Annotated in this window: 19 protein-coding genes and 1 riboswitch; of the genes, 8 read left to right on the top strand and 11 right to left on the bottom strand. The window is 54.7% G+C overall.

Annotated features, from left to right (window positions below):
* Window positions 1-10: 10 nt before the first annotated feature.
* Window positions 11-1,930, bottom strand: coding sequence for a TonB-dependent receptor plug domain-containing protein (locus C8N40_RS15830; protein WP_146173581.1), 1,920 nt, complete (start codon window positions 1,928-1,930; stop codon window positions 11-13).
* A 110-nt stretch (window positions 1,931-2,040) separates the two neighbouring features.
* Window positions 2,041-2,244: riboswitch (cobalamin riboswitch) on the bottom strand.
* A 95-nt stretch (window positions 2,245-2,339) separates the two neighbouring features.
* On the opposite strand from C8N40_RS15830, the gene C8N40_RS15825 reads away from it, so the two are divergent.
* Window positions 2,340-2,939: a DNA-3-methyladenine glycosylase gene (locus C8N40_RS15825; RefSeq protein WP_108212789.1), complete on the top strand. Its 600-nt coding sequence runs from the start codon at window positions 2,340-2,342 to the stop codon at window positions 2,937-2,939.
* A 743-nt stretch (window positions 2,940-3,682) separates the two neighbouring features.
* Here the strand turns inward: C8N40_RS15825 and chrA are convergent.
* From chrA to C8N40_RS15790, 7 genes are all read right to left on the bottom strand, one after another.
* A complete protein-coding gene (gene chrA, locus C8N40_RS15820; RefSeq protein WP_108212788.1) occupies window positions 3,683-4,810 on the bottom strand; it encodes a chromate efflux transporter in 1,128 nt (375 codons plus the stop codon).
* Window positions 4,800-5,228: a DoxX family protein gene (locus tag C8N40_RS15815; protein WP_108212787.1), complete on the bottom strand. Its 429-nt coding sequence runs from the start codon at window positions 5,226-5,228 to the stop codon at window positions 4,800-4,802. Before C8N40_RS15815 ends, chrA begins: the two co-directional genes overlap by 11 nt.
* 112 nt (window positions 5,229-5,340) lie before the next feature.
* A complete protein-coding gene (locus tag C8N40_RS15810) occupies window positions 5,341-5,829 on the bottom strand; it encodes a GNAT family N-acetyltransferase (protein ID WP_108212786.1) in 489 nt (162 codons plus the stop codon).
* A gap of 111 nt (window positions 5,830-5,940) precedes the next feature.
* Window positions 5,941-7,095, bottom strand: coding sequence for an alpha/beta hydrolase-fold protein (locus C8N40_RS15805; protein WP_108212912.1), 1,155 nt, complete (start codon window positions 7,093-7,095; stop codon window positions 5,941-5,943).
* Between the two features lie 109 nt (window positions 7,096-7,204).
* On the bottom strand, window positions 7,205-7,390 hold the full coding sequence (locus C8N40_RS15800; protein ID WP_108212785.1) for a hypothetical protein: 186 nt from the start codon (window positions 7,388-7,390) through the stop codon (window positions 7,205-7,207).
* 17 nt (window positions 7,391-7,407) lie between these two features.
* Window positions 7,408-7,677, bottom strand: a complete 270-nt coding sequence (locus C8N40_RS15795; RefSeq protein ID WP_108212784.1) for a hypothetical protein — start codon at window positions 7,675-7,677, stop codon at window positions 7,408-7,410.
* Window positions 7,678-7,982: 305 nt separating this feature from the next.
* Window positions 7,983-9,170, bottom strand: coding sequence for a THUMP-like domain-containing protein (locus C8N40_RS15790; RefSeq protein WP_108212783.1), 1,188 nt, complete (start codon window positions 9,168-9,170; stop codon window positions 7,983-7,985).
* A 173-nt stretch (window positions 9,171-9,343) separates the two neighbouring features.
* Here C8N40_RS15790 and C8N40_RS15785 point away from each other — a divergent pair, with 173 nt between their 5' ends.
* Window positions 9,344-10,027, top strand: coding sequence for a DUF4397 domain-containing protein (locus C8N40_RS15785; RefSeq protein ID WP_245905150.1), 684 nt, complete (start codon window positions 9,344-9,346; stop codon window positions 10,025-10,027).
* Window positions 10,028-10,176: 149 nt separating this feature from the next.
* Window positions 10,177-11,484, top strand: a complete 1,308-nt coding sequence (ahcY, locus tag C8N40_RS15780) for an adenosylhomocysteinase (RefSeq protein WP_108212911.1) — start codon at window positions 10,177-10,179, stop codon at window positions 11,482-11,484.
* 103 nt (window positions 11,485-11,587) lie between these two features.
* On the opposite strand, the gene C8N40_RS15775 is transcribed toward ahcY, so the two are convergent.
* Together C8N40_RS15775 and C8N40_RS15770 are read right to left on the bottom strand one after the other, a co-directional pair.
* A complete protein-coding gene (locus C8N40_RS15775; RefSeq protein WP_092102429.1) occupies window positions 11,588-12,334 on the bottom strand; it encodes a LytR/AlgR family response regulator transcription factor in 747 nt (248 codons plus the stop codon).
* A 29-nt stretch (window positions 12,335-12,363) separates the two neighbouring features.
* Window positions 12,364-15,336 carry a ligand-binding sensor domain-containing protein gene (locus C8N40_RS15770; protein WP_108212781.1) on the bottom strand — a complete coding sequence of 991 codons (2,973 nt, stop codon included), beginning with the start codon at window positions 15,334-15,336 and terminating at the stop codon, window positions 12,364-12,366.
* A 284-nt stretch (window positions 15,337-15,620) separates the two neighbouring features.
* On the opposite strand from C8N40_RS15770, the gene C8N40_RS15765 reads away from it, so the two are divergent.
* Window positions 15,621-16,394 carry a glycosyltransferase family 2 protein gene (locus C8N40_RS15765; protein WP_108212780.1) on the top strand — a complete coding sequence of 258 codons (774 nt, stop codon included), beginning with the start codon at window positions 15,621-15,623 and terminating at the stop codon, window positions 16,392-16,394.
* 7 nt (window positions 16,395-16,401) lie between these two features.
* Here the strand turns inward: C8N40_RS15765 and C8N40_RS15760 are convergent, their stop codons facing one another.
* The gene (locus C8N40_RS15760) at window positions 16,402-17,496 is read right to left on the bottom strand and encodes a glycosyltransferase family 4 protein (RefSeq protein WP_108212779.1); all 1,095 of its coding nucleotides are present in this window, start codon (window positions 17,494-17,496) and stop codon (window positions 16,402-16,404) included.
* A gap of 299 nt (window positions 17,497-17,795) precedes the next feature.
* Between C8N40_RS15760 and C8N40_RS15755 the strand changes: the two genes are divergently transcribed.
* From C8N40_RS15755 to nadD, 4 genes are read left to right on the top strand one after another with little or no spacing between them, the layout of a single operon-like run.
* On the top strand, window positions 17,796-18,389 hold the full coding sequence (locus C8N40_RS15755) for a sigma-70 family RNA polymerase sigma factor (RefSeq protein WP_046310151.1): 594 nt from the start codon (window positions 17,796-17,798) through the stop codon (window positions 18,387-18,389).
* Window positions 18,390-18,414: 25 nt separating this feature from the next.
* A complete protein-coding gene (locus C8N40_RS15750; RefSeq protein WP_092102418.1) occupies window positions 18,415-18,696 on the top strand; it encodes a zf-HC2 domain-containing protein in 282 nt (93 codons plus the stop codon).
* Between the two features lie 6 nt (window positions 18,697-18,702).
* Window positions 18,703-19,287, top strand: coding sequence for a guanylate kinase (gene gmk / locus C8N40_RS15745; RefSeq protein WP_092102415.1), 585 nt, complete (start codon window positions 18,703-18,705; stop codon window positions 19,285-19,287).
* Entirely contained in the window at window positions 19,284-19,856 is a 573-nt protein-coding gene (gene nadD / locus C8N40_RS15740) for a nicotinate (nicotinamide) nucleotide adenylyltransferase (protein WP_092102412.1), read from the top strand. Before gmk ends, nadD begins: the two co-directional genes overlap by 4 nt.
* Window positions 19,857-19,884: the final 28 nt, after the last annotated feature.

Here is a 19,884-nt window from a genome sequence, read left to right as displayed (position 1 = left end):
AAGTATGATTTTATGGAATGATAAAGCGTAAGCTAAACGTATAACCGCGTGGCGGCATGGCGCGGTACGCCATGGTCTGGTAGGCGGCATTGGTCAGGTTGTCGGAGCGGAGTGTGAGCAGCAGCGTGTTTGGCCCCAGCTGCAGCTTCCGGCTCAGGGCCAGGTTCAGAAGTATAAAACTGTCGAGGTGGCTGGTTTCGGAGTTGGACGTGTAGCGCAGGCCGGTGTAGTTCAGGTTGCCCAGCAGGCTCCAGTTTTTATACTTTGCCTCCGCAGCCAAGATGGCCTTGTGGCGCGGCACGTACATGAGCTGCTTGCCTTTGTCGCTTCCGCTGCCCTCGTATACCTTGGCCTGAACCGACGAAGTATAGGTATAGCCTGCCGTGGAGCTGAGCCTGACCTCGCCGAGCGCAGCGGTCGCAGTCGTGCTGAGTTCAAAGCCCTTGCTCTCTACCTTCTGCAGGTTGGTCGGGCGCCAGAGGCCGGTGTGGTTGGGGGCCCACTGAATCCAATCGTCGATGAGCATGTAGTAGCCGGTTGCCTCCGTTTCCAGCAGGAAAGTGCTGCCTTGCACGAGCACGTAGCGAAGGCCGAGTTCGTAATTCCAACCCTGCTCTGGTTTGAGGTCTGGGTTGCCGGCGCCCGCCCAGAAGCGGTCGTTCAGGGTAGGCACCCGGTAACTGCCGCTGGCATTGCCTTTCAGCGATACCTGATGCTGGTTGCTGTTCAGGAACTTCCAGTTAAAGCCTAGTGCCGGCGTAAGTGGCGGGTTATAGTTGTCTACCAACGCTTGGCGCAGGTTCAGGGTGAGTTGCAGCGGCTGCACCGGGTCGTAACGGAAAAGAGCGAACAGGGACGCGCGGCTTTCCTCTTGCTCACTGGCGTAGCCATCGTTCCTTGCCACAAAGTGCTGTAAATTGACTCCGCCACGTAGGCTCCACCGATCGCCATGGGTATAGGTCTGCTCCGCCTGCAGCTGGTAGGTATCCACATCCGCCTCAGAGTCGGTGCTGTTGTCGGTATAGTGCAGCAGGTCGTTGAAGTAAGCGAGTTTCACATCAGTTTGCCCCAACTGGCTTTGGTGCTGCAGGCCCGCCATCAGGCGCAGGCTTTCGTCCAGCTGCCGGGCGTTGGTATTCACAGAGCCCATGGCCGGTTGCAACTCCCGGTCCGAGAAAGTATACCAGCCATGCAGGCTTAGCGCGGTGCTGGGGGAGATGTGCCAGTTCAGGTCCTGCGTGAGCCCATGCTGCTGCACCTGCGCGTGTTCCTGCCGTACTTCCGGGGTGCCAAAGCGGCTCAGGTCTTTATACTTGAAGTTGTTCTCGGCCAAATGTTCGTAGGCGCTGAAGCTATAGCTGAAGTTCTTGCTGCCGTAGCCCAGGCTGCCGCTGCCAAAGTAACGGCCAAAGCTGCCTGCCTCCAGCTTCACATCACCGCCCAAACCTTCGGAGTTATACTTGGGAGAGTTGAGAAGCACCGCCCCGCCTATGGCCCCGCTGCCATAAGTTGCCGCTGCCGCGCCATGTTGCACCGCCACCTCCCCGATACCGCTCAAGGGCAGGACAGAGAAATCAGCTTGACCCAAAGTAGGAGAGGCGATGTGGAGCCCGTTCCAGAGCACGGCCGTTTGGGAGGCGTTGGTGCCACGAAACGCCACCGTAGAGCTTCCGCTGGCTCCGTAGGTTTTAAAGTATAAGGGCGTGCGGGCCTGCAGCGCTTCAGCCAGGGAGCCGGAGCTATAGGTGCTCAGGAAGGCGCTGTCGAGCTGCACCACACGGCTGCCCGCAGCGTATACTTCGGCGGGTTTGCCAAATACCTCCACGGTGCGCAACTGGTGCTGCGTGGTATCCTGCTGCGCCATCGCCGCGACAGGCACGCTGCCGAGGCATGCGCAGAGCCATACTTTCAGAAAGGAGAATCTTACCAAAACAAACGTTGCTTACATCCCGAAGCATGCTAGTAGGGGCAAAGGCAGGAACAGCAAACGCGATAAAGTATGGCGGTGGCCGTGCAGCTTTTTACCCGAAAGCATACGACAAAATCAGTGTCGGACTGGCAGGTCTCCTGGCTCTCTTCAGTTAGCGCGCCTTCCCATGCAGCGCGAGCGGCACAGTGGCTAAGGTGTTGGCTAACCCTTTTTAAGAAGATGACAGTTGCGGGAACAGCGCAGGACTCACACCTGCTTCCCTTTTAAGGCCATAGAACGATAATTCTACAGCCACCAATCTGAAGGCAAAGGTAGGGAACATTTTTCATTTATCAGTTAACATTTATCATGGCGGTTAACTCTGCTTCTAAGAGCACGTACCCCAACAACGAATAACGAATCACTAACCTTGAAGCTTCCGAAAGAATTCTATACCCGGCCTGATGTAGTGCAGCTGGCGCAGGAGCTGCTGGGCAAGTACCTTTATACTTGTGTAGATGGCATGCTGACCGGCGGGATGATTGTGGAGACCGAGGCCTACTCGGGGCAGAACGACCGCGCCTGCCATGCCCACCTCAACCGCCGCACTGCCCGCACCGAAATCATGTACAGCGAAGGCGGCGTGGCTTACGTGTACCTCATCTACGGCATTTACCACCTGTTCAACATCATCACCAACGAGCAAGACAAGGCCGATGCCGTGCTGGTGCGGGCCATTGAGCCGGAAGTAGGAGTGGAGGAAATGCTGCTGCGCCGCGGCTTTCAAAGTATAAAACCGAATTTAACAGCCGGTCCGGGTGTGCTAAGTATAGCCCTGGGGATAGACCGGAAACTCTACGGCGCCGACCTGACGGGTGACACCATCTGGATAGAGGATAAGGGGCTAGTGCTGCCAGAAGAAAGTATAGCTGCCGGCCCCCGCATCGGGGTAGACTATGCCGGGGAGGACGCCCTGCTGCCCTGGCGGTTTTGGGTAAAGGGGAATAAATGGGTGAGTAGGAAGAAATGAGATGCAATTTCTGGCGCAAGGCTTCAGACTTGTGTCCTACGATGAGGTCAGGTTTGTAACTTGACTGGCTTGAAAAGCCATACTTGCTTCGGCTATACTTTATACTTGCCAGTTTAAACATTTTCCGCTGTTTCGGACATCCATGTCCGAAACCATTCTGCTGCGGACTTCCAAGTCCGCGTTGACCATACTTATACTTCCATAGCCACTGCTTCCCGCAACTTGACACAAGCTATTCTTACTAGCTGCCGTTCATCCTCCAGCCCCACATACCTACAGTTGCATTTATACTTTGGTGCTCTCAAGCCCGAGAGGGCTCGCCTTCGGGCATTGCGCTGCTTTCGCTTCCTTTGCTCCTGCGTCGCAATGCCTCGCTGCCGCTCGTCACCGGAACCTCTCGAGGCGCTCAACCCAAAGGCTGGGAACAGAATCAATAGCTGCTGCCCTTGCTGTCATCTCGACCTTTGGGAGAGATCTGATTTAAATTCCAGATAGATCTCTCACTACGTTCGAGATGACATAGTGAGTAGCAAGTATAATTCCCCTCCTCGGAGGGGCTAGGGGTGGGTTTACAGCTGTAGGGACAGGTCGCGACCTGTCCGCGCAATATCCGCAACTACGAAACTTATACCTTAGGAATAGTAATCACAGACTCCCCGCCTTAGCCAAGGAGGGGTAGGGGTGGTTGAACCCGAGACTGCTAAACTCCCACCCCTGTTCTTAGGGGAGGGCCGGGGTGGGGTTTACACCAGCGTCAGCAAAAAACCAAGTACAGCCCCGCCGATTACAATAAAGGCGCTGTTCAGCTTCTTGAACTTAAAAACTACGATAAAACTGATAACAGCAATGAGGGCAGTGCGCCAGTCGGTGAGGGTGTCGCGGCTCATCTCGACGGCGACGGCAAGGATAACAGCGACGGCGGCCACGTTGATGGCATCCAGAAAGGCGGACATGGCTTTGCTCTTTCGCAGTTTGGGGATGAGCGGGTTCAGGAGGGCTACAAAAACAAAGGAAGGCAGGAAAATACCCACGGTGGCGGCCACTGCGCCCCAGAATCCATTCAGCTGCCAACCCACAAACGTCGCAGTAGAGAGCACTGGCCCTGGCGTGAACTGCCCCACGGCCACGGCGTCAATCAGCTCCTGCCGTGTCAGCAGGCCTTTGGCTACTAACTCCGCATCCAGAAAAGCAAACAGTACATAGCCGCTGCCATAGAGCAGGGCACCTACCTTCAGAAAGCTGAGCCAGATTTTGAGATTACTGCTCTGAACTGCCAGCAACGGCGCCTGCAAGAGGAGGAGCGGGGCGAAGCCATTGGCGGTTGTAGCGCGGTTCCGGATGAGGTAGAGCAGCAGCCCGGCAAAGCCGCAGCCGAAGAGCGCCAGAATCTCATTTACCCCAAGCAGCGCAGCCGCGGCGGTTAAGATGCCAAGAATCCAGAGCTCTGTACTTTTCAGCGCTTTCTGGCCGAGGCTGATCAGGGCGGAAAAAATGATGGCAATAACGGCCGGCTTGATGCCGTAAATATAAGGCTCCACCGCGGGCAGCTGCCCATACTTGCTGTAAAGCCAGGCAAACACCATCGTAATCAGCACCGCCGGAAGTATAAAGGCGGCGCCCGCCACCACCAGGCCTTTCCAGCCGGCGCGCTCGTGGCCGCAGTGCATGGTCATTTCGGTGGAGTTGGGGCCGGGGATAAGGTTGGTAGCGCCTACCAGATCCAGGAAGTGCTCGTGCGTCATCCATTTGCGCTTCTTTACCACTTCGTCCTCCATCATGGCGATGTGCGCGGCCGGACCACCGAACGCTATCGTGCCGAGCTTCAGGAAAAGTTTGCCAACCTCCTTCAGTTCTCCGTTTTTAGCTTTCATTCATCAGTTTTTTATCCACAGACCCATAGCCGCCGCCTTTTATCAGCAGAAAAATACTGCCTAGCAGCATTGCCCAGTCTGTGCGGAAGGCATGCAGCATTTCCCAGAGGCCCTCGTTTGCCAGAATCTCCAGCTTGGTGGTGCCCAGGGCCACCAGCATAATGATAATTAGCGGTATGCTGGCCAGGCGGGTAAAGAACCCAAGTATAAGCAAAGCGCCGCAATTGGTCTCTACAAAGCCCACCAAAGTGCCCAGAAACTCAGGCGAGGGCAGGCCAATCTTCTCAAAGCGCCCCGCGCCGCGGACGTCTGGAAACAGAAACTTTTGGATGCCTTCCGACAAAAACACGACACCCACCATCAGTCGGATTAGAATCGTTGTGCGGGCATTATCAGTGCGTAAGATTTTTTGCAGCATAAACCTGTATGGGTAAACAGTAGAAAGAAAGTATAAGAAGGATTTAGATAACGCTTTATATCCTACAATCTATACTTCAGCACAAACGACTGTTTTATACTTCCTGTTGGCCTTACGCAGAGGCGGCAGCCATACTTTTGTGCATGATGGTAATTCCGTTTTTGCCTACCAGTTTAGTGTACACCCGCCAGCCCAACTCATAATAAAAGCTCACCCTGTCGGTGGCGACCAGGTACAGGTCGGTGAAGCCTACCTGCAGGGCGTGCTGCTCCAGGGCCTGCACCAGTTGCTTGCCCACACCTTGGCCGCGGTAGGTTGGCAGCACGTAGAGGGCGGCCAGCCAGGGCCTCAGGTCGGGCAGGGCATCCACGCCGTCGCTTTCTATCAGCAGCACAGAGCCTATTGGTTTTTCGGCATCTAGCGCCACAAAGGCAGTGGGCAAGGGCTGCGCCTGCAGGTGTTCGCGCAGCGGCACCCGCACCACCTCTGCGGTGTTGCCGGGCTTCTGCCACCACTGCTGGTAAATCCAGTCGGCTACAGTGTCGAAGTGCTCGGGAGTTTCGTGCAGGTATCGGATCTCAAACATTGCCTTTGCATTCATTTCTTCCCAAAGCTTTTTCAGCGTAAGGGGAGAAGCAATTTAACCATTAATGGGCAACCGTAAAAGCTGCCCATATTAAGAGAGTGCTAAATTTTAGGGTAGCGGCATGGCCTATTTTGCCGGGAACAGCAGCTGCAGCGCCTGCGGCATGCGCTTGCCCCACGCCGACTCGAAGTGCTTGGCTTTGTCATCCTTCACCCAGGTATAGTCTTTGCCCTCGCGGTAGCCTTTCTGCTTCAGGGTTTGCAGCATCTCGTCTATGCCCGGCTGCAGCTGCTCCTCCAGCTCCACGCCGCCGTTATCGATGTAGAAGTATACCGGCTTCTTTTTCCCCTTGTAAGCCTGCACATCGTCCACGTAGTCGATATCCTGAATTTTAAAGGCCGGTGACATGCAGATGGCTTTGGAGAAAATCTCCGGGTGCTCCCAGGCCAGCATAAAGGCAATGGTGCCGCCTGCCGAGGAGCCGCCGGTGGCCGTATACTTTGCGCCCGGCCTGGTGCGGTAAGTGCTGTCGATAAAGGGCTTTACCGTGTTTACCACATAATCCATGTAAGCGGCCCCTTTCTCGCCGGGGGTGTACTCCTGCATGCGGTCCGGTGTATTGTTGATGCCTACAATAATGATCGGCTCTATGGTTTTATTGCGGATGAGGCTGTCGGCGGTTTCATCCACGCGCCAATCCACCCCGAAGGAACTGGTATTGGGGTCGAAGAGGTTCTGGCCGTCGTGCAGGTAGAGTACCGGGTAGTGCTTTTTCTTGTCCTGTTCATAATTGGGAGGGAGCCACACCACCAGGTCGCGGGGCGGGATGAGGGCGCTTTTGCCCACCTTTTCGTGGTAAACCAGTTCGCCCGTCACGCCGCCTTTCACCGGTTCCTTGCTGTCGCCGCTGCGCCAGTTGGTTACCTTGTTCTTTACCTGCAGGCTGCTCTCCACCTTCACGGTAAAGTTGCGGAGGGGGCTTCCGGTACTGTCGGCGGCTTCCTGCTCCCAACTGCCCAAGGTATACTTATACTCCAGCAGCATCGGCTCCAGCAGCACTATCTCCTTCTGCCAGGTATCGGGACCGGTGCGCTCCATCTGTACTTTGCCAGGGCTCCAGTTGCCCAGCGCGGGGGCGTTGCCGGTAATGTATACCTGTGCCGTGTCGGGCAGGCCGGGGGCGTGCAGCAGAAAGCCCACCACCTTCTCGGAGGCAGCCTGGGCAAGGGCCGAAAGCGAGCACAGCCACAGGAGCAGGAGCGTCGGGAGCGTTTTTGTCATGGTCATGGAACGTATACGGGTAAAGTACGAAGATTTACAAAGAAGCGTAACGCAAAACAGCCACAGCATAAGGTGCTGTGGCTGTTTTCCTAAACTTTAAACTTCGCGATTAGCGCTTGCGCTTGTTGCTTTCGCTATCCTGCTCGTTGTCAGTGCGGGCCTGAGGCGTTCTGCCGGTCTGCTTGCTGTCAGTAATGTCGCGGTCCAGGCTGTTGCCAGTATCTTTCTTGCCGCTTTTGTTTTTGTCGGTCAGATCGCTCTGCTTGTTTTTATCCTGATTCTTCATGGTTTTCATAGGTTAAGTTGTTCGGGCTATTCCTCGGCTGTGCGCTCGTTTTTGCGGCCTGCCTCTTTGGAGCCTGCTTTTACACTTTGCCAGCCTTTACCTTGTGCAGGCTTGTTCTGGTTGCTGGTTTTAGAGGCGGTGCGGTTTTCGGCCATCGGGTTATTCGGGCTGTTGTTGCTGTTCCTAATGGAGTTTTCGATGGCCAGGCGGTTGCCTTTTTTGCCTGCCTCAAATGACTTTTCAGGGTTGCTTGCAAAGCCGTGGAACTCCCAGCTTCTCTTTTTCTGGTCTTTCATTCGTTTTCAGTAGATTATTGGTGAAACATAAAAACCTTACAGCCATAGCCGTTCTAGAGGTGTACGGCGGTTTGCTGTGTATGTTATGTTACAACTCCTGAGTGCGTCTTTTGTTACCGGTGTCTGTTTCGGGGCGGCTGTTGGGGATATTGCTGGCGCTTTGAGAGTTAGTTCTGGCGGGCACCATGGCTCCCGTACACTGTGGGGTTACCGGTCCGATGGCACGTGCGGGAAACGGATACAAAGTATAAACCCCGGCCTGAAGCAGCTATACTTTTATACTTTGTTCGGGCTGAGAACGGCAGTTATACTTTCCCGCAGATGAGCACGACCGGCTTCTGATGCCTGTCGGTCGTGAAGAAAAGGTAGGTATGGCCACCCTCTTTAATGCCAGTCTTCCTGCGGATATCCGCCACCGACTCCGGGAAGTTGCGCACCGTGATGTTGGCCTTCTTCTCCGGCAGGTGTTTGAGCAGTTCCTTTTTGTTGTAGCGGCTCACGTCAAGGCACCTGAAGCTGCGGCCCGGGAAATGGGGCAGCAGCTGCGCCGAAGTATAGAGGTGGCTGTTGGGGTGCAGCTTGCTTAGCTGCAGGTGCTGGCCCAGAAAACGGTAAGCCCCTGCCTTCAGGATGGCAGCGTTCGGCTCATACACATATGCCAGCGGGTCGGCATAAATGGGATTGGCAGCCTCCTCCTGAGCACGGGTGAAAGTAAGCAACTGCGGCGCGGCGTTGGGCAGCAGGTTTACGGCCGTGCGGGGCACATCGGCAGGGGCGGGGGCTGCGGGCTGGAGCAGGTATAAAACTTCCTTCACCTCGTTCTGCAGCGCCACCACCCACACCTGCACCACCTGGGCCAGTTCCTGCAGGGCCTGCTCAATGTCGAGCATGGGCGAGGTTTTCAAAAGTATAGCGTCGGCCTTCTGGAAGAGCAGCGGCAGCAGGTGCAGCACATCCGGCTCGCAGTCCTGCAGCAGGTGCAGCTTCTGCTCGTGGTGGCCGCGGCGGGCGGGGTCTAAGTATAAAACATCGGCCTTGCCCTCCATCGTTTGCAGAAAGTCCTCGGCCGTGGTGTTTATACTTTGGATGTTCGCAGCGCCCAGCAGACCGAAGTTATACCTGGCCACCTCCTGCAGCTCCTGGTTCTGTTCCACGTGTACCACCTGCGCAAAGCTGCGGGCAAAGTATAAACTGTCCACCCCAAAGCCGCCGGTCAGGTCAACCAGTAATTTACCGCGCACCAGGCTGGCCTTATATGCCGCCGTTTCCTCCGAAGAACTCTGCTCCACCGACAGCGCCACCGGGAACACCGCCTGCGGGTGCTGCACCCAGGTAGGCAACTTCTGGACAGCCTTCTGCCGCGCTTTAATCTGCTGCACCAGCTCCTGCACCGGCAACTGCGGATAGCGGCTGGCCTGCAGCATCAGCTGGGCTACGTCGTGCTGCTGGTGCCGAAGTATAAAGTCCTGCTCCTCGGGTGTAAATGTACGCATGGCGGTTTTGTATGGGCTGCTGCAAAGATATTGATTAAAAAAAAGAGGCGGCACACTAATTTGTTTAATGTTTTTACATTTTTGTTAAACAAAATATCGCCACGGCAGTTAAAGGAAGTATAAAACAATCAATTTATTAAACTTTAATTTCTGAATGAGCTATGAAGTATTGGATGAAAAGAATGGCAGTGCTGGCTGTGGTGCCCGCATTGTTCCTGGCAGGATGCGATGACGATGACGACGGAGTGGACCTGGTAGAGGAGGCGGAAGTGATGGTTGTGCATGCTTCGCCGGATGCTCCTGGCGTGGACCTGCTGGTTAATGACGTGAAAGTGAACAACTCTCCCCTTACCTTCCCCAACAACACGGAGTATCTGGAGTTGCCGGCCGGCACGCAGAACATAAAGGTAAATGCGGCGGGCACCGCCACCACCGTCATCGATGCGGACCTTAACCTGCAGCGCGACAAGGATTATACTGTGTTCGCCATCAACACGCTGGATAACATCGAAGCGCTGGTGCTGGAAGACGATTTGACCGACCCGGCCAGCGGTATGTCGCATGTGCGTTTTGTGCACCTCTCTCCGGATGCGCCTGCCGTTGACATTGCCGTGCAGGGTGGCCCGGTGCTGTTCAGCAATAGTGCGTTTAAATCGGCTACTCCCTTTACGCCTGTCAGTGCGGGGACTTATACGCTGGAAGTTCGCCCGGCCGGTAGCACTACGGCAGTGCTCACCATCCCGAACGTAGAGCTGAGAAGCGGTGATATCTACACGGTGTTTGCCCGTGGCTTCCTGAGCCCACCAGAGGGTAACACCAACACACTCGGGGCACAAGTTATCGTGAACGAAGAATAACTCCTTTACCCGTAGCTGCAGCGCCCGCCATCCTTTGGTGGGCGCTGTTTTTTTATACTCACCGTTTATTAGCCACAGTAGACCAGCTAATCTTGATGGAATGCAACAAATTGCGTAATTTTGTGTTTTATCAGAAAAAAGAAGAAAAAATGGTTGAGACGTATCTGAAGTATAAAGTTAAAGATATAGCGCTGGCTGAGTGGGGCCGCAAAGAAATTAGGCTGGCTGAGGCCGAGATGCCGGGTCTGATGGCCATCCGCGAGGAGTATGGCCCAAGCAAGCCGCTGGCTGGTGCGCGCATTGCCGGCTGTCTGCACATGACCATCCAGACGGCTGTTCTTATTGAAACGCTGGTGGAGCTGGGTGCTGAGGTTACCTGGTCTTCCTGCAACATTTTCTCTACCCAGGACCACGCCGCTGCCGCTATTGCCGCTGCCGGTATCTCGGTTTACGCCTGGAAAGGCATGACGGCCGAGGAGTTTGACTGGTGCATCGAGCAGACGCTTTTCTTCGGGGAAGACCGCAAGCCGCTCAACATGATCCTCGACGACGGTGGCGACCTGACCAACATGGTGCTGGACAAGTATCCGGAACTGGCTTCCGGTATCAAAGGGCTGTCTGAAGAGACGACTACCGGGGTGCACCGCCTCTACGAGCGCGTGAAAAACGGTACGCTTCCCATGCCTGCCATCAACGTGAACGACTCAGTTACCAAGTCTAAGTTTGATAACAAGTATGGCTGTAAAGAGTCTTTGGTAGACGCGATTCGCCGTGCCACGGACGTGATGATGGCCGGTAAAGTGGCTGTTGTAGCGGGTTATGGCGACGTGGGCAAAGGTTCTGCTGCCTCGCTGCGTGGTGCCGGAGCCCGTGTTATCGTTACCGAAATCGACCCGATTTGCGCGCTGCAGGCTGCTATGGACGGCTTTGCCGTGAAAAGAATGGCTGACGCCGTAAAAGAGGCTGATATCGTAGTAACTGCCACTGGTAACAAAGATATCATTACAGAGCAGCACTTCCGCGCTATGAAGGACAAGGCCATCGTTTGTAATATCGGCCACTTCGACAACGAGATCGACATGGCTTGGCTGAACAGCAGCTATGGCAACACCAAAGACGAGATAAAGCCGCAGGTAGACCTGTACAACATCGATGGAAAAGACGTTATTGTGCTGGCAGAAGGCCGCCTGGTGAACCTGGGCTGCGCTACCGGACACCCATCGTTTGTGATGTCTAACTCTTTCTCTAACCAGACCCTGGCCCAGATTGAACTTTGGACGAACGCTGATGCTTACGAGAACAAGGTCTATACTTTGCCCAAGCACCTGGATGAGAAAGTGGCCCGCCTGCACCTGGGTAAAATCGGTGTGGAGCTCGACGAACTGACTCCTGACCAGGCTGCCTACATTGGCGTAACCGTGGAAGGTCCGTTTAAGCCGGAGTACTACAGATACTAAGCCTGAACGGCTGTAAGTATAAGGAGGCCAGCACTGCAAAGTGCTGGCCTCTTGTTTTTTCAGAAGCGTTAATTAGTATGCCTCAGTGAACGATGGCCATACGTCAGATAATGTTAAACCGCGACATCAGGGCCTTTTTGTAAGACTTGCCAATCGGGATCTCGCCTTTCGAGAACACCACCGAGTTTTCCTCCAGGGCCTCTATCTTGTCCAGGTTGGCGATGTAGGAGCGGTGCACGCGCACAAAGTTCTGCGACGGAAGCTTGTTCTCCATGTCCTTCAGGGTAGAGCTTACCAGGTATTTCTGGTCGGCAGTCACGATAAAGGAGTAGTTGTCATAGGCCTCTACCCACAAAATATCGCTGTAATGCACCTTTATGATGCGGTGCTTTACCTTCACAAAAATATAGTCGGCGTTCACCTCCTTATCCTTCGGGTTAAGGCTGGCGCCGTTGTTATGCCTGTTGTCTTTGTGGTTGCTGTCGTGCTTGTACAGGGCTATCTCGATGGCCGAGCGCAGGCTCTTCTCATCAAAAGGCTTGACCAGAAAACCATCCGGCTCCGTTTTTTTGGCGCGGTCAATCGTGGCCGGGTCAGCGTAGGCCGTAAGGTAAATAAACGGGATGCCGAACTCCTCCCGGATGCGGGCACCAATGTTAACTCCGTCAGCATCGCCTTTCAGATTGATATCCAGCAGCACCAGGTCGGGTTGTGTTTCCCGAATCATGTCGATTGTGTCCTCCCCTGAGTCTATCGCACACGTTTCGTAACCTAATTCTTCCAGGCTTGCCGCTAGATCTTCTGCGATGATGACCTCGTCTTCCGAAATGAGGATTTTAGGTTTTGTCATAGCATTAGGTGCATACGTAAAAAATAACATTATGATGGCAAAACAAAATAAAATATTGATTTTGTGCCATGGTTGTTGTAAAAGCTAATATTGCCTTCCAGTTTGCGGCTCAGCGACTGCACCAGCTTGAGCCCGAATGACTGCCCGCTCTGCTGCTTCTCAAAGAAATCCTTCGGCAAGCCGCGTCCATTGTCGCTGATAGTCAGGGTATATTGCACGTCATCGTGCTTCTTTAACTCAATGCGTAGCACCCCATGCGCATTGTTCGGGAAAGCGTATTTTAAGGTGTTGGATACAAGCTCGTTTACAATAAGGCCTAACGTAATTGCCGCGTCTAAGTCTACTTTTGTGTAAGGAATATCCAATTCCAGCTCAACTCTATCCATACTTACGCCATAAGAGGCATAAAGGCTTTCGCAAATCTCCAAAAAGTATTCCTCCAGGCTGATTTGTTCCAGGTCGTCGTGGCGGTAGAGGCGCTCGTGCAGCAGCGACATGGACCGCACGCGGCTTCGCAGGGCCTGCATCACTTCCTGCGCGGCGGGGTCCTGCACGTGGCGGGCCTGCAGGTTAAGCATGCTGATAACGATTTGCAAGTTGTTTTTAACGCGGTGGTGGATTTCCTGCAGCAGAATCTCCTTCTCCCGGTTCTGGCGCTCCAAGAGGCGGGTGCGGTGATCCACCTTCATCTCCAGCAGCGAGTTCATTTTTACCAGGCTCCGCTCGCGCAGGCGCACCACACTCAGCACCGCCCCGGCCAGCACCAGCAGCAGCACCCCGATAAACCACTCGCGCCGCCAGAAAGGAGGGGTGATGGTGAAGCTGTAGGTGAGCGGCTCGGGCGTCCAGTTGCCGTCGGTGTTTCGGGCCAGCAGCTCAAACGTGTACCTGCCGGGCAGCAGGTTGGCAAAGGTGGTGTAAGAGCGTTCCGTACCGTGCGACCAGGTATCGTCGAAGCCCCTGAGCCTATACTTATACTCTACCTGCTCCGGGTCTGAAAGCGAGATGCCGTGAAAGTTAAAGGAAAGGTGGTTGAGCGTATACGGGAGGCGCGGGTTCCGGGGAAGTCCGGTCAGGCTGTCTACTTTATAGCCCAACGCATCCCAGTCAGTGGGGGTAGAGTGCAGCAGGACCTCTGTCAGCACCAGCTTGGGATAAGCCGGCCGCTGGCGGTCCAGGTGGGGCAGGTAGTGCGTAAGGCCTTTGTTGGTGCCAAACCATATGTGTCCGTCCGCTGTCTGCAGTATGGCATTGTCGCATACTTCCTGGCCCCTGAAGCCGCTTGGGCTGGTGTAGGTACGGTAGCTAAAGCGGCCTTGCTTGTGCAGCAAGGGGAGATCGACCTTTAGCAACTCGCGGTTGGTGGCTATCCACAGGTTATCCTGATCGTCTGTATACAGTGTTTTTATGGCCTCGTTGGGTAACCCCTCGGCAGAAGTATAGAGTTTAGCCTGGCTGCCCTGCAGCACCAGAAGCCCCGTGTTGAAGGCGGCAAAGTATAAATTTCCGTTTTTGTCCTCTGTTATAGAGCGGATTTCGGTCAGGTGGTGTTGCGCGAGCTCCTGCGGCTTTACCAGCTGCCCCTGCTCTACCAGGAAGGCTCCCTGGTCGGCGCCAACCCATAGTCTGTTTTGGCTGTCGCGGAAGATGGTGCTCGCTTTGATGGTGCCTCCGGCAAATGGAATGCGTTTGAGCGAGTCCTGCGAGAGCATGACCACGCCGCCGGCCGTTGCAAAGTATAACTTGCCATCCGGGCCCACTGCGCCCTGGTATACATCCGGGGAGGGCAGTCCTTGGGCCACAGCATACCTTTTAGGGCTGCCCTTGCCCAGCCGCCAGATGCCATTGCTGGTGCTTACCCACATCTCCTCGCCCGCTGGCAAAAAGTGGTAGATAGACGCCCCGCGCGGCCATGGGGCAGGTGTTTGCCACTCCGGACCCCGCGGCAGCATCCGTGCTAGTTCGCCCTCATCTGTCCCAAACCAAAGCGTGCCCGACTGGTCTTGCCCCACAGCTGTGATGCGGGGTTCGGTGAGGTGGCCAAAGTCGAAGAAGTGCACAAACCACGGAGCCCGGTACTGCTGCACGCCGTAGCCGTTGGTGCCGATCCAGACGTTGCCCTCGGCGTCGGTGGCCAGCGAGGTGATACGGCTCGTGCGAAGGCCGCTGCGGCGCGTGATGTAGGAAAAGCTCTGCCCGTCATACTTTAGCAGTCCGTCGCGCTGCAGCCCTATCCAGAGGTTGTTGTAGCTGTCGTGGGTAAAGCAGGTAACGTAGCTGCTGTCCAGGTTGCCGGGCAACTCCACCTGGCTGAGGGTGTCGCTGGCTCTTGCCAGGCCGCGCGCCGTGCCTATCCATACATGGCCATCGTTGTCGGTAGTGATGGCCGTGATGTGCTGGTGCGGCAGGGCGCTGCTTTCGGGAGTGTAATGCGACACCAGGTTATCGGCAGATACTTTGTAGACGCCGTTCTGCTGCGTTCCTGCCCACAGATCGCCGGAGGCAGTATGGGCAATGGCTGTATAGAAAGCATCGGGCAGCGCTTTATACTTTTCCACCCGGGTGCTGGTGATGTAAAAGATGCCCTCGTTGGTAGCCAGCCAGATGTTGCCCTTCCTGTCTTCGGAGATGCAGTTAATGGCTTGCGCCCGCAGGCCGTAGCCGGGCCCATACCGCTCAAAGCTGGTGCCGTCGAAGAGCTGCAGCCCCGCATCGGTGGTGCCTATCCAGAGGCGCTGGCGGCTGTCGATAAACAGGGTGGAGATGTTGTGGCTGCTCAGGCCATGGTCTTTGGTGTAGGTATGAAAGTTGATGCCGTTAAAGCGGCTGAGTCCGGCGCGCGTAGCCAGCCACAGAAAGCCCTTCTCGTCCTGCTGTATGGCCATCACCTGCGACTGCGGCAGCCCCTGCTCCAGCGTCCAGCTGCGTATGTTGTACTGTTGTGCGGTGGCGGCAGAAGCCACGAACAGGCTCAGAAAAAAGAGTAAACGTCTCAGGTACATGGTCAGTCTCCATACTTACAGGCCCCGGTGCTAGTTGTGTCTTTGCAAAGTGCAAGTGCAAGGAGGTTATAGTATAAATTTGCTTACGCAGGAATGGCTGAAAAGTATGGGTTTAAGGGTTACATTTTATTGGTGATAGGGGGAAGTTTGCCTGTAAAAGGTATAGTTTGAGTGTGTAAGAGGCGTAACTTAAGATTTTAGAATACCTTTGAGGGTTAAATTTGCCGTAGCCAAACCGGTTAAAGTATAAACGTATAGATTACCGATTTTTTTGAAGTCGCCTTATGCCAGTCAAACTTTCTGTTGTTGTCATCACTTATAACGAGGAGCGCAATATCGCCCGTTGCCTGGAGTCTGTAAAGCGGGTGGCGGACGAGCTAGTGGTGGTGGACTCTTACTCCACCGACCGCACTAGGGAGATTTGCCTGAGCTACGGGGCCAGGTTTATGGAGCATCCGTTTGAAGGGCACATCGAGCAGAAGAATTACGCACTGACCCAGGCTACTTTTCAGCATGTGCTGTCGCTGGATGCGGATGAGGCCCTTTCGCCGGAGTTGGAGCAGGCGGTGCTGGCGGCAAAAAACAACTGGCAGTCCGACGCCTATAGTATGAACCGGCTCACCAACTACTGCGGCAAGTGGATCCACCACTCCGGCTGGTACCCCGATACCAAAGTCCGCCTGTTCGACCGCAGCAAGGCCGTATGGGGCGGCGAGAACCCGCATGATAAGATTATCCTGAGCCAGGGGGCTACCCTGCAGCACCTGCGCGGCGACCTGCTGCACTATTCCTACTATACCGTCACGCAGCACCTGGGGCAAATCAACAAGTTTACGGATGCCTCGTCCAGGGCGCTCATCCGCGACGGGAAAACGGTGTCGCTGCCCATGGTCATCCTCAAGCCGCTTTTCCGCTTTTTCAGGGCCTATATCCTCAAGCGCGGCTTCCTCGATGGCCCGGAGGGGTTCATCATCTCGGTTTCGTCGGCCGAGTCGGTATACTATAAGTACCTGAAGCTATACATGCACAACAGGCAGCAGAAGCGGGGGGAAGTGTAACCCGGTTTTATACTTTGCCGAGCACCTCCTGGTAAATGGCCAGCGTGCGCAAAGCGGTGTTTCGCTTGGAGAACTCCTGCAGCAGCCGGGAGGCACCCTCGATGAGCTGCTGACGCTTCTGCTCGTTGGTGAGGACCTCGTGTACTTTTTGGGCCAGCTCGGCAGGGGCCTTTACCGGCGCCAGCAGGCCTGTAACCCCATCCCGCACAATTTCCGGAATGCCGCCGGCCCTAGTGGCCACTACCGGCACCCGGCAGGCAAAGGCGTCCAGAATGGTAGTGCCCAGCCCTTCGGTTTCAGAAGTAACCAGCATCACATCCAGCTCAGGCATACTCTCAGGTATGTCTTTCCGGAAACCGGTGAAGATAACCCGGTCCTGCAGGTTTTTGTGGCGGGCGTAGGATTCGATGTCCTGGCGCAGCGGGCCATCGCCGATGATAAAGAACCGGGCCTCAGGGTGCTGCTGCAGCACTAGTTCGGCCGTGTCGATGAAAGTATAATAGTCCTTGTGCGGGGCAATGGCCGATATGTTGCCAATAAGCGGAGATGTCGGCGGCAGGTTAAACTCGCGGTGCAGCTTGCCTGTTTTGGCGCTACCGGCAAAGCGACTCAGGTCTATGCCACTGTACACGGTAACGCAAAGCTCCGGCCGATCCAGGCTCTGCGACACCACCTCCTTGATCTTGTCAGACACGCACACCACGCGCCGGATACCCTTGTAATTGTACTTCAGGCGGGAAAGCAGGTTGTTCTTAACCGGAAAATCAACGCGCCTGCTAAGTATAATGGGCAGGGTATTGCCCAGCGCATGCGACAGCACGCTGATGGCGTGGGCGTGGCCGCTGTGCACATGCATCAGCTCCAGTTTGTGCTGTCGGGAGTAAGCTTTTACGCGAAGCGCGGTCACCACATCGAACTCGTTGGCAAAGGGCAGGGCCGAGTGTGGGATGCTTTGCCGCTGACAATACTCATGGAAGGCAGAACCTTTGCGGCAGGCCACATAATTGCTCACCCCCAGTTGCTGCAGTTCCGCTATCAGGTAGGCCACCTGCTGCTCGCCGCCTCTCCATGTTTTCTCTGATACAAGGTGTAGTACGCGCATGTGCTTTGCTTATTTATTGTGTAGCGGGTTTGTGGCTACAAAAGTAGTATAAAGTAGGCAGCCCGGCGAAGTTATACGGAAATAGTACCCAAACCCTATCTTATAAAACGTATACACGTAAAAGCACTAACGATACCGGCTTTTTTCTGCCTGCATTGGTGCAATAGGGCAAAGGTGCCGTTCCTGTGCCCCGCTCCGGTGCAACCCTAAGGCGGCAAGCAGGGTATGTAATTAAAATTCCTATATTTGCGTTTACGCGCGATGGAGGGCTTCACAAGGTACAAAATCCACTTAAGTAGATGAGCGATCAAACAGGTAAACAACTGAGTAAGGAGGAAAAGGACGCACGGTTCGAGGCCGAGCTGTTGCCCGTGCTCGATCCCCTGTACAATTTTGCCTACAGGCTCACCTTAGACGAAGACGACGCCAACGATTTGGTGCAGGAGACATATCTGAAGGCTTATCGCTTTTTCGACTATTTCGAGCAAGGAACTAATGCAAAAGCATGGCTGTTCCGAATCCTGAAGAACTCTTTCATTAACGAGTTCCGGAAAAAGAGCAAGCAACCCGCCAAGGTAGATTACAGCGAGGTAGAGGGGTATTACAACACCGACGACGTAGAAGGCGAGAGCGGGGTGGCCACCACCACCGACATGCGCACCGAAAGTGTGCAGGACTTGATTGGGGATGAAGTAGCCAGCGCCCTGAACGCACTTCCCGTAGACTTCAGAACCGTTATCATACTTTGTGACCTGGAAGGCTTTACCTACGAGGAGATGGCCAAGATACTGGACATCCCAATAGGCACTGTACGCTCCAGGCTGCACCGGGCCCGGAACTCTTTGAAAGAGAAGTTGGAAAAATATGCGAAAAGCATGGGATATAACAGTTAAAGACACTAAAAGAGTTTGAGCAAAGATGGAATCTAAATTTACAGAAGCGTATCCGAAAACGCCTGACGCAACCAGGGAGGAAGAATGTTTGCGGGTATCCGACATGTTGGACCTGATGATAGACGGGGAGGCCTCCACAGACGAGCAACAATACTTTAACAAGCACATCGAGGAGTGCGTCAGCTGCTTTGAGAACCATCAGAAGCAAAAGCTCTTGAAAGGGCTGGTATCTGGCCACCTGAAGCGCGTGATTGTACCACATAGCCTGGTACAGTCAATAAAAGCGAGAATCCAAGAAACGTTATAACCCCTAATGCAAGGCAAGATTATTATCTTCTCGGCGCCGTCCGGCGCCGGCAAAACCACTATTGTAAAGCATCTGCTCGGCGTAAACCCTAACCTGAGCTTCTCTATTTCGGCCTGCACCCGCGACAAGCGCGGCCGCTCCGAGGAAAACGGCAAAGACTACTACTTCATCACCCCCGAGGATTTCAAGAAAAAAATCGAGAACGACGAGTTTGTGGAGTGGGAGGAAGTATACGAGGGCGCTTTTTACGGTACGCTTAAGTCTGAGATTGAGCGCATCTGGAAGAGCGGCAAGCATGTAATACTGGACGTAGATGTTAAAGGAGGATTAAGTATAAAGCAATTTTACAAAGAGAGAGCACTGGCGGTGTTCGTAAAGCCGCCTTCCATTGACGAGCTGGCCAAGCGCCTGACCGCCCGCAACACCGACTCGGCTTCGAGCATCAGCAGCCGCGTGTTTAAGGCCAAGTTCGAGCTTAGCTTTGAGGATAAGTTCGATAAGGTAATCGTGAACGACGACCTGCCGAAAGCCTGCGCCGAAGCCGAAAAACTAGTGAATGATTTCCTGAAGTCTGAGCCTGCGATAGTATGAAGGTAGGGCTGCTGTTTGGGTCCTTTAATCCCATCCACATCGGGCACCTTATACTTGCCAACTTTATGGCCACCAACACCGACCTGGATACGGTGTGGCTGGTGGTGTCGCCGCAGAACCCGTTTAAGCCCAGCAACACGCTGCTGCACGAGTTCGACCGGCTACACATGGTAAGTCTGGCCATTGCGGATAACCCAAACCTGGGGGTGTCGAACATCGAGTTCAGCATGCCCAAGCCCAGCTATACAATTGACACGCTGACGTACCTGCAGGAAAAGTACCCAAGTTACGAGTTTGTGCTGATTATGGGGGAGGACAACCTGCCGCTCTTCCCGAAGTGGAAGAACTACGAAAGCATCCTGGCTTATCACAAAGTATACGTGTACCCGCGCACCGGCTCCGTCACCACCGACTTGCCCGAAATGCCCGGCTTAACCTTTATCAAGGCGCCTATACTGGATATTTCCGCTACCTTTATCCGGCAGTGCATCCGGGAGGAGAAAAGTATAAAGTACATGGTGCCCGACGTGGTGGCAGAGTACATCCAGGTGCACAAGCTGTATCAGTAGTGGTGCCTTGACAAAGGACATAAGACAT

It is taken from the genome of Pontibacter mucosus (assembly GCF_003054055.1).
GTDB lineage: Bacteria > Bacteroidota > Bacteroidia > Cytophagales > Hymenobacteraceae > Pontibacter > Pontibacter mucosus.
Note: the sequence above shows the minus strand (reverse complement) of the source record. Positions and strands in the feature narration are given on the sequence as shown.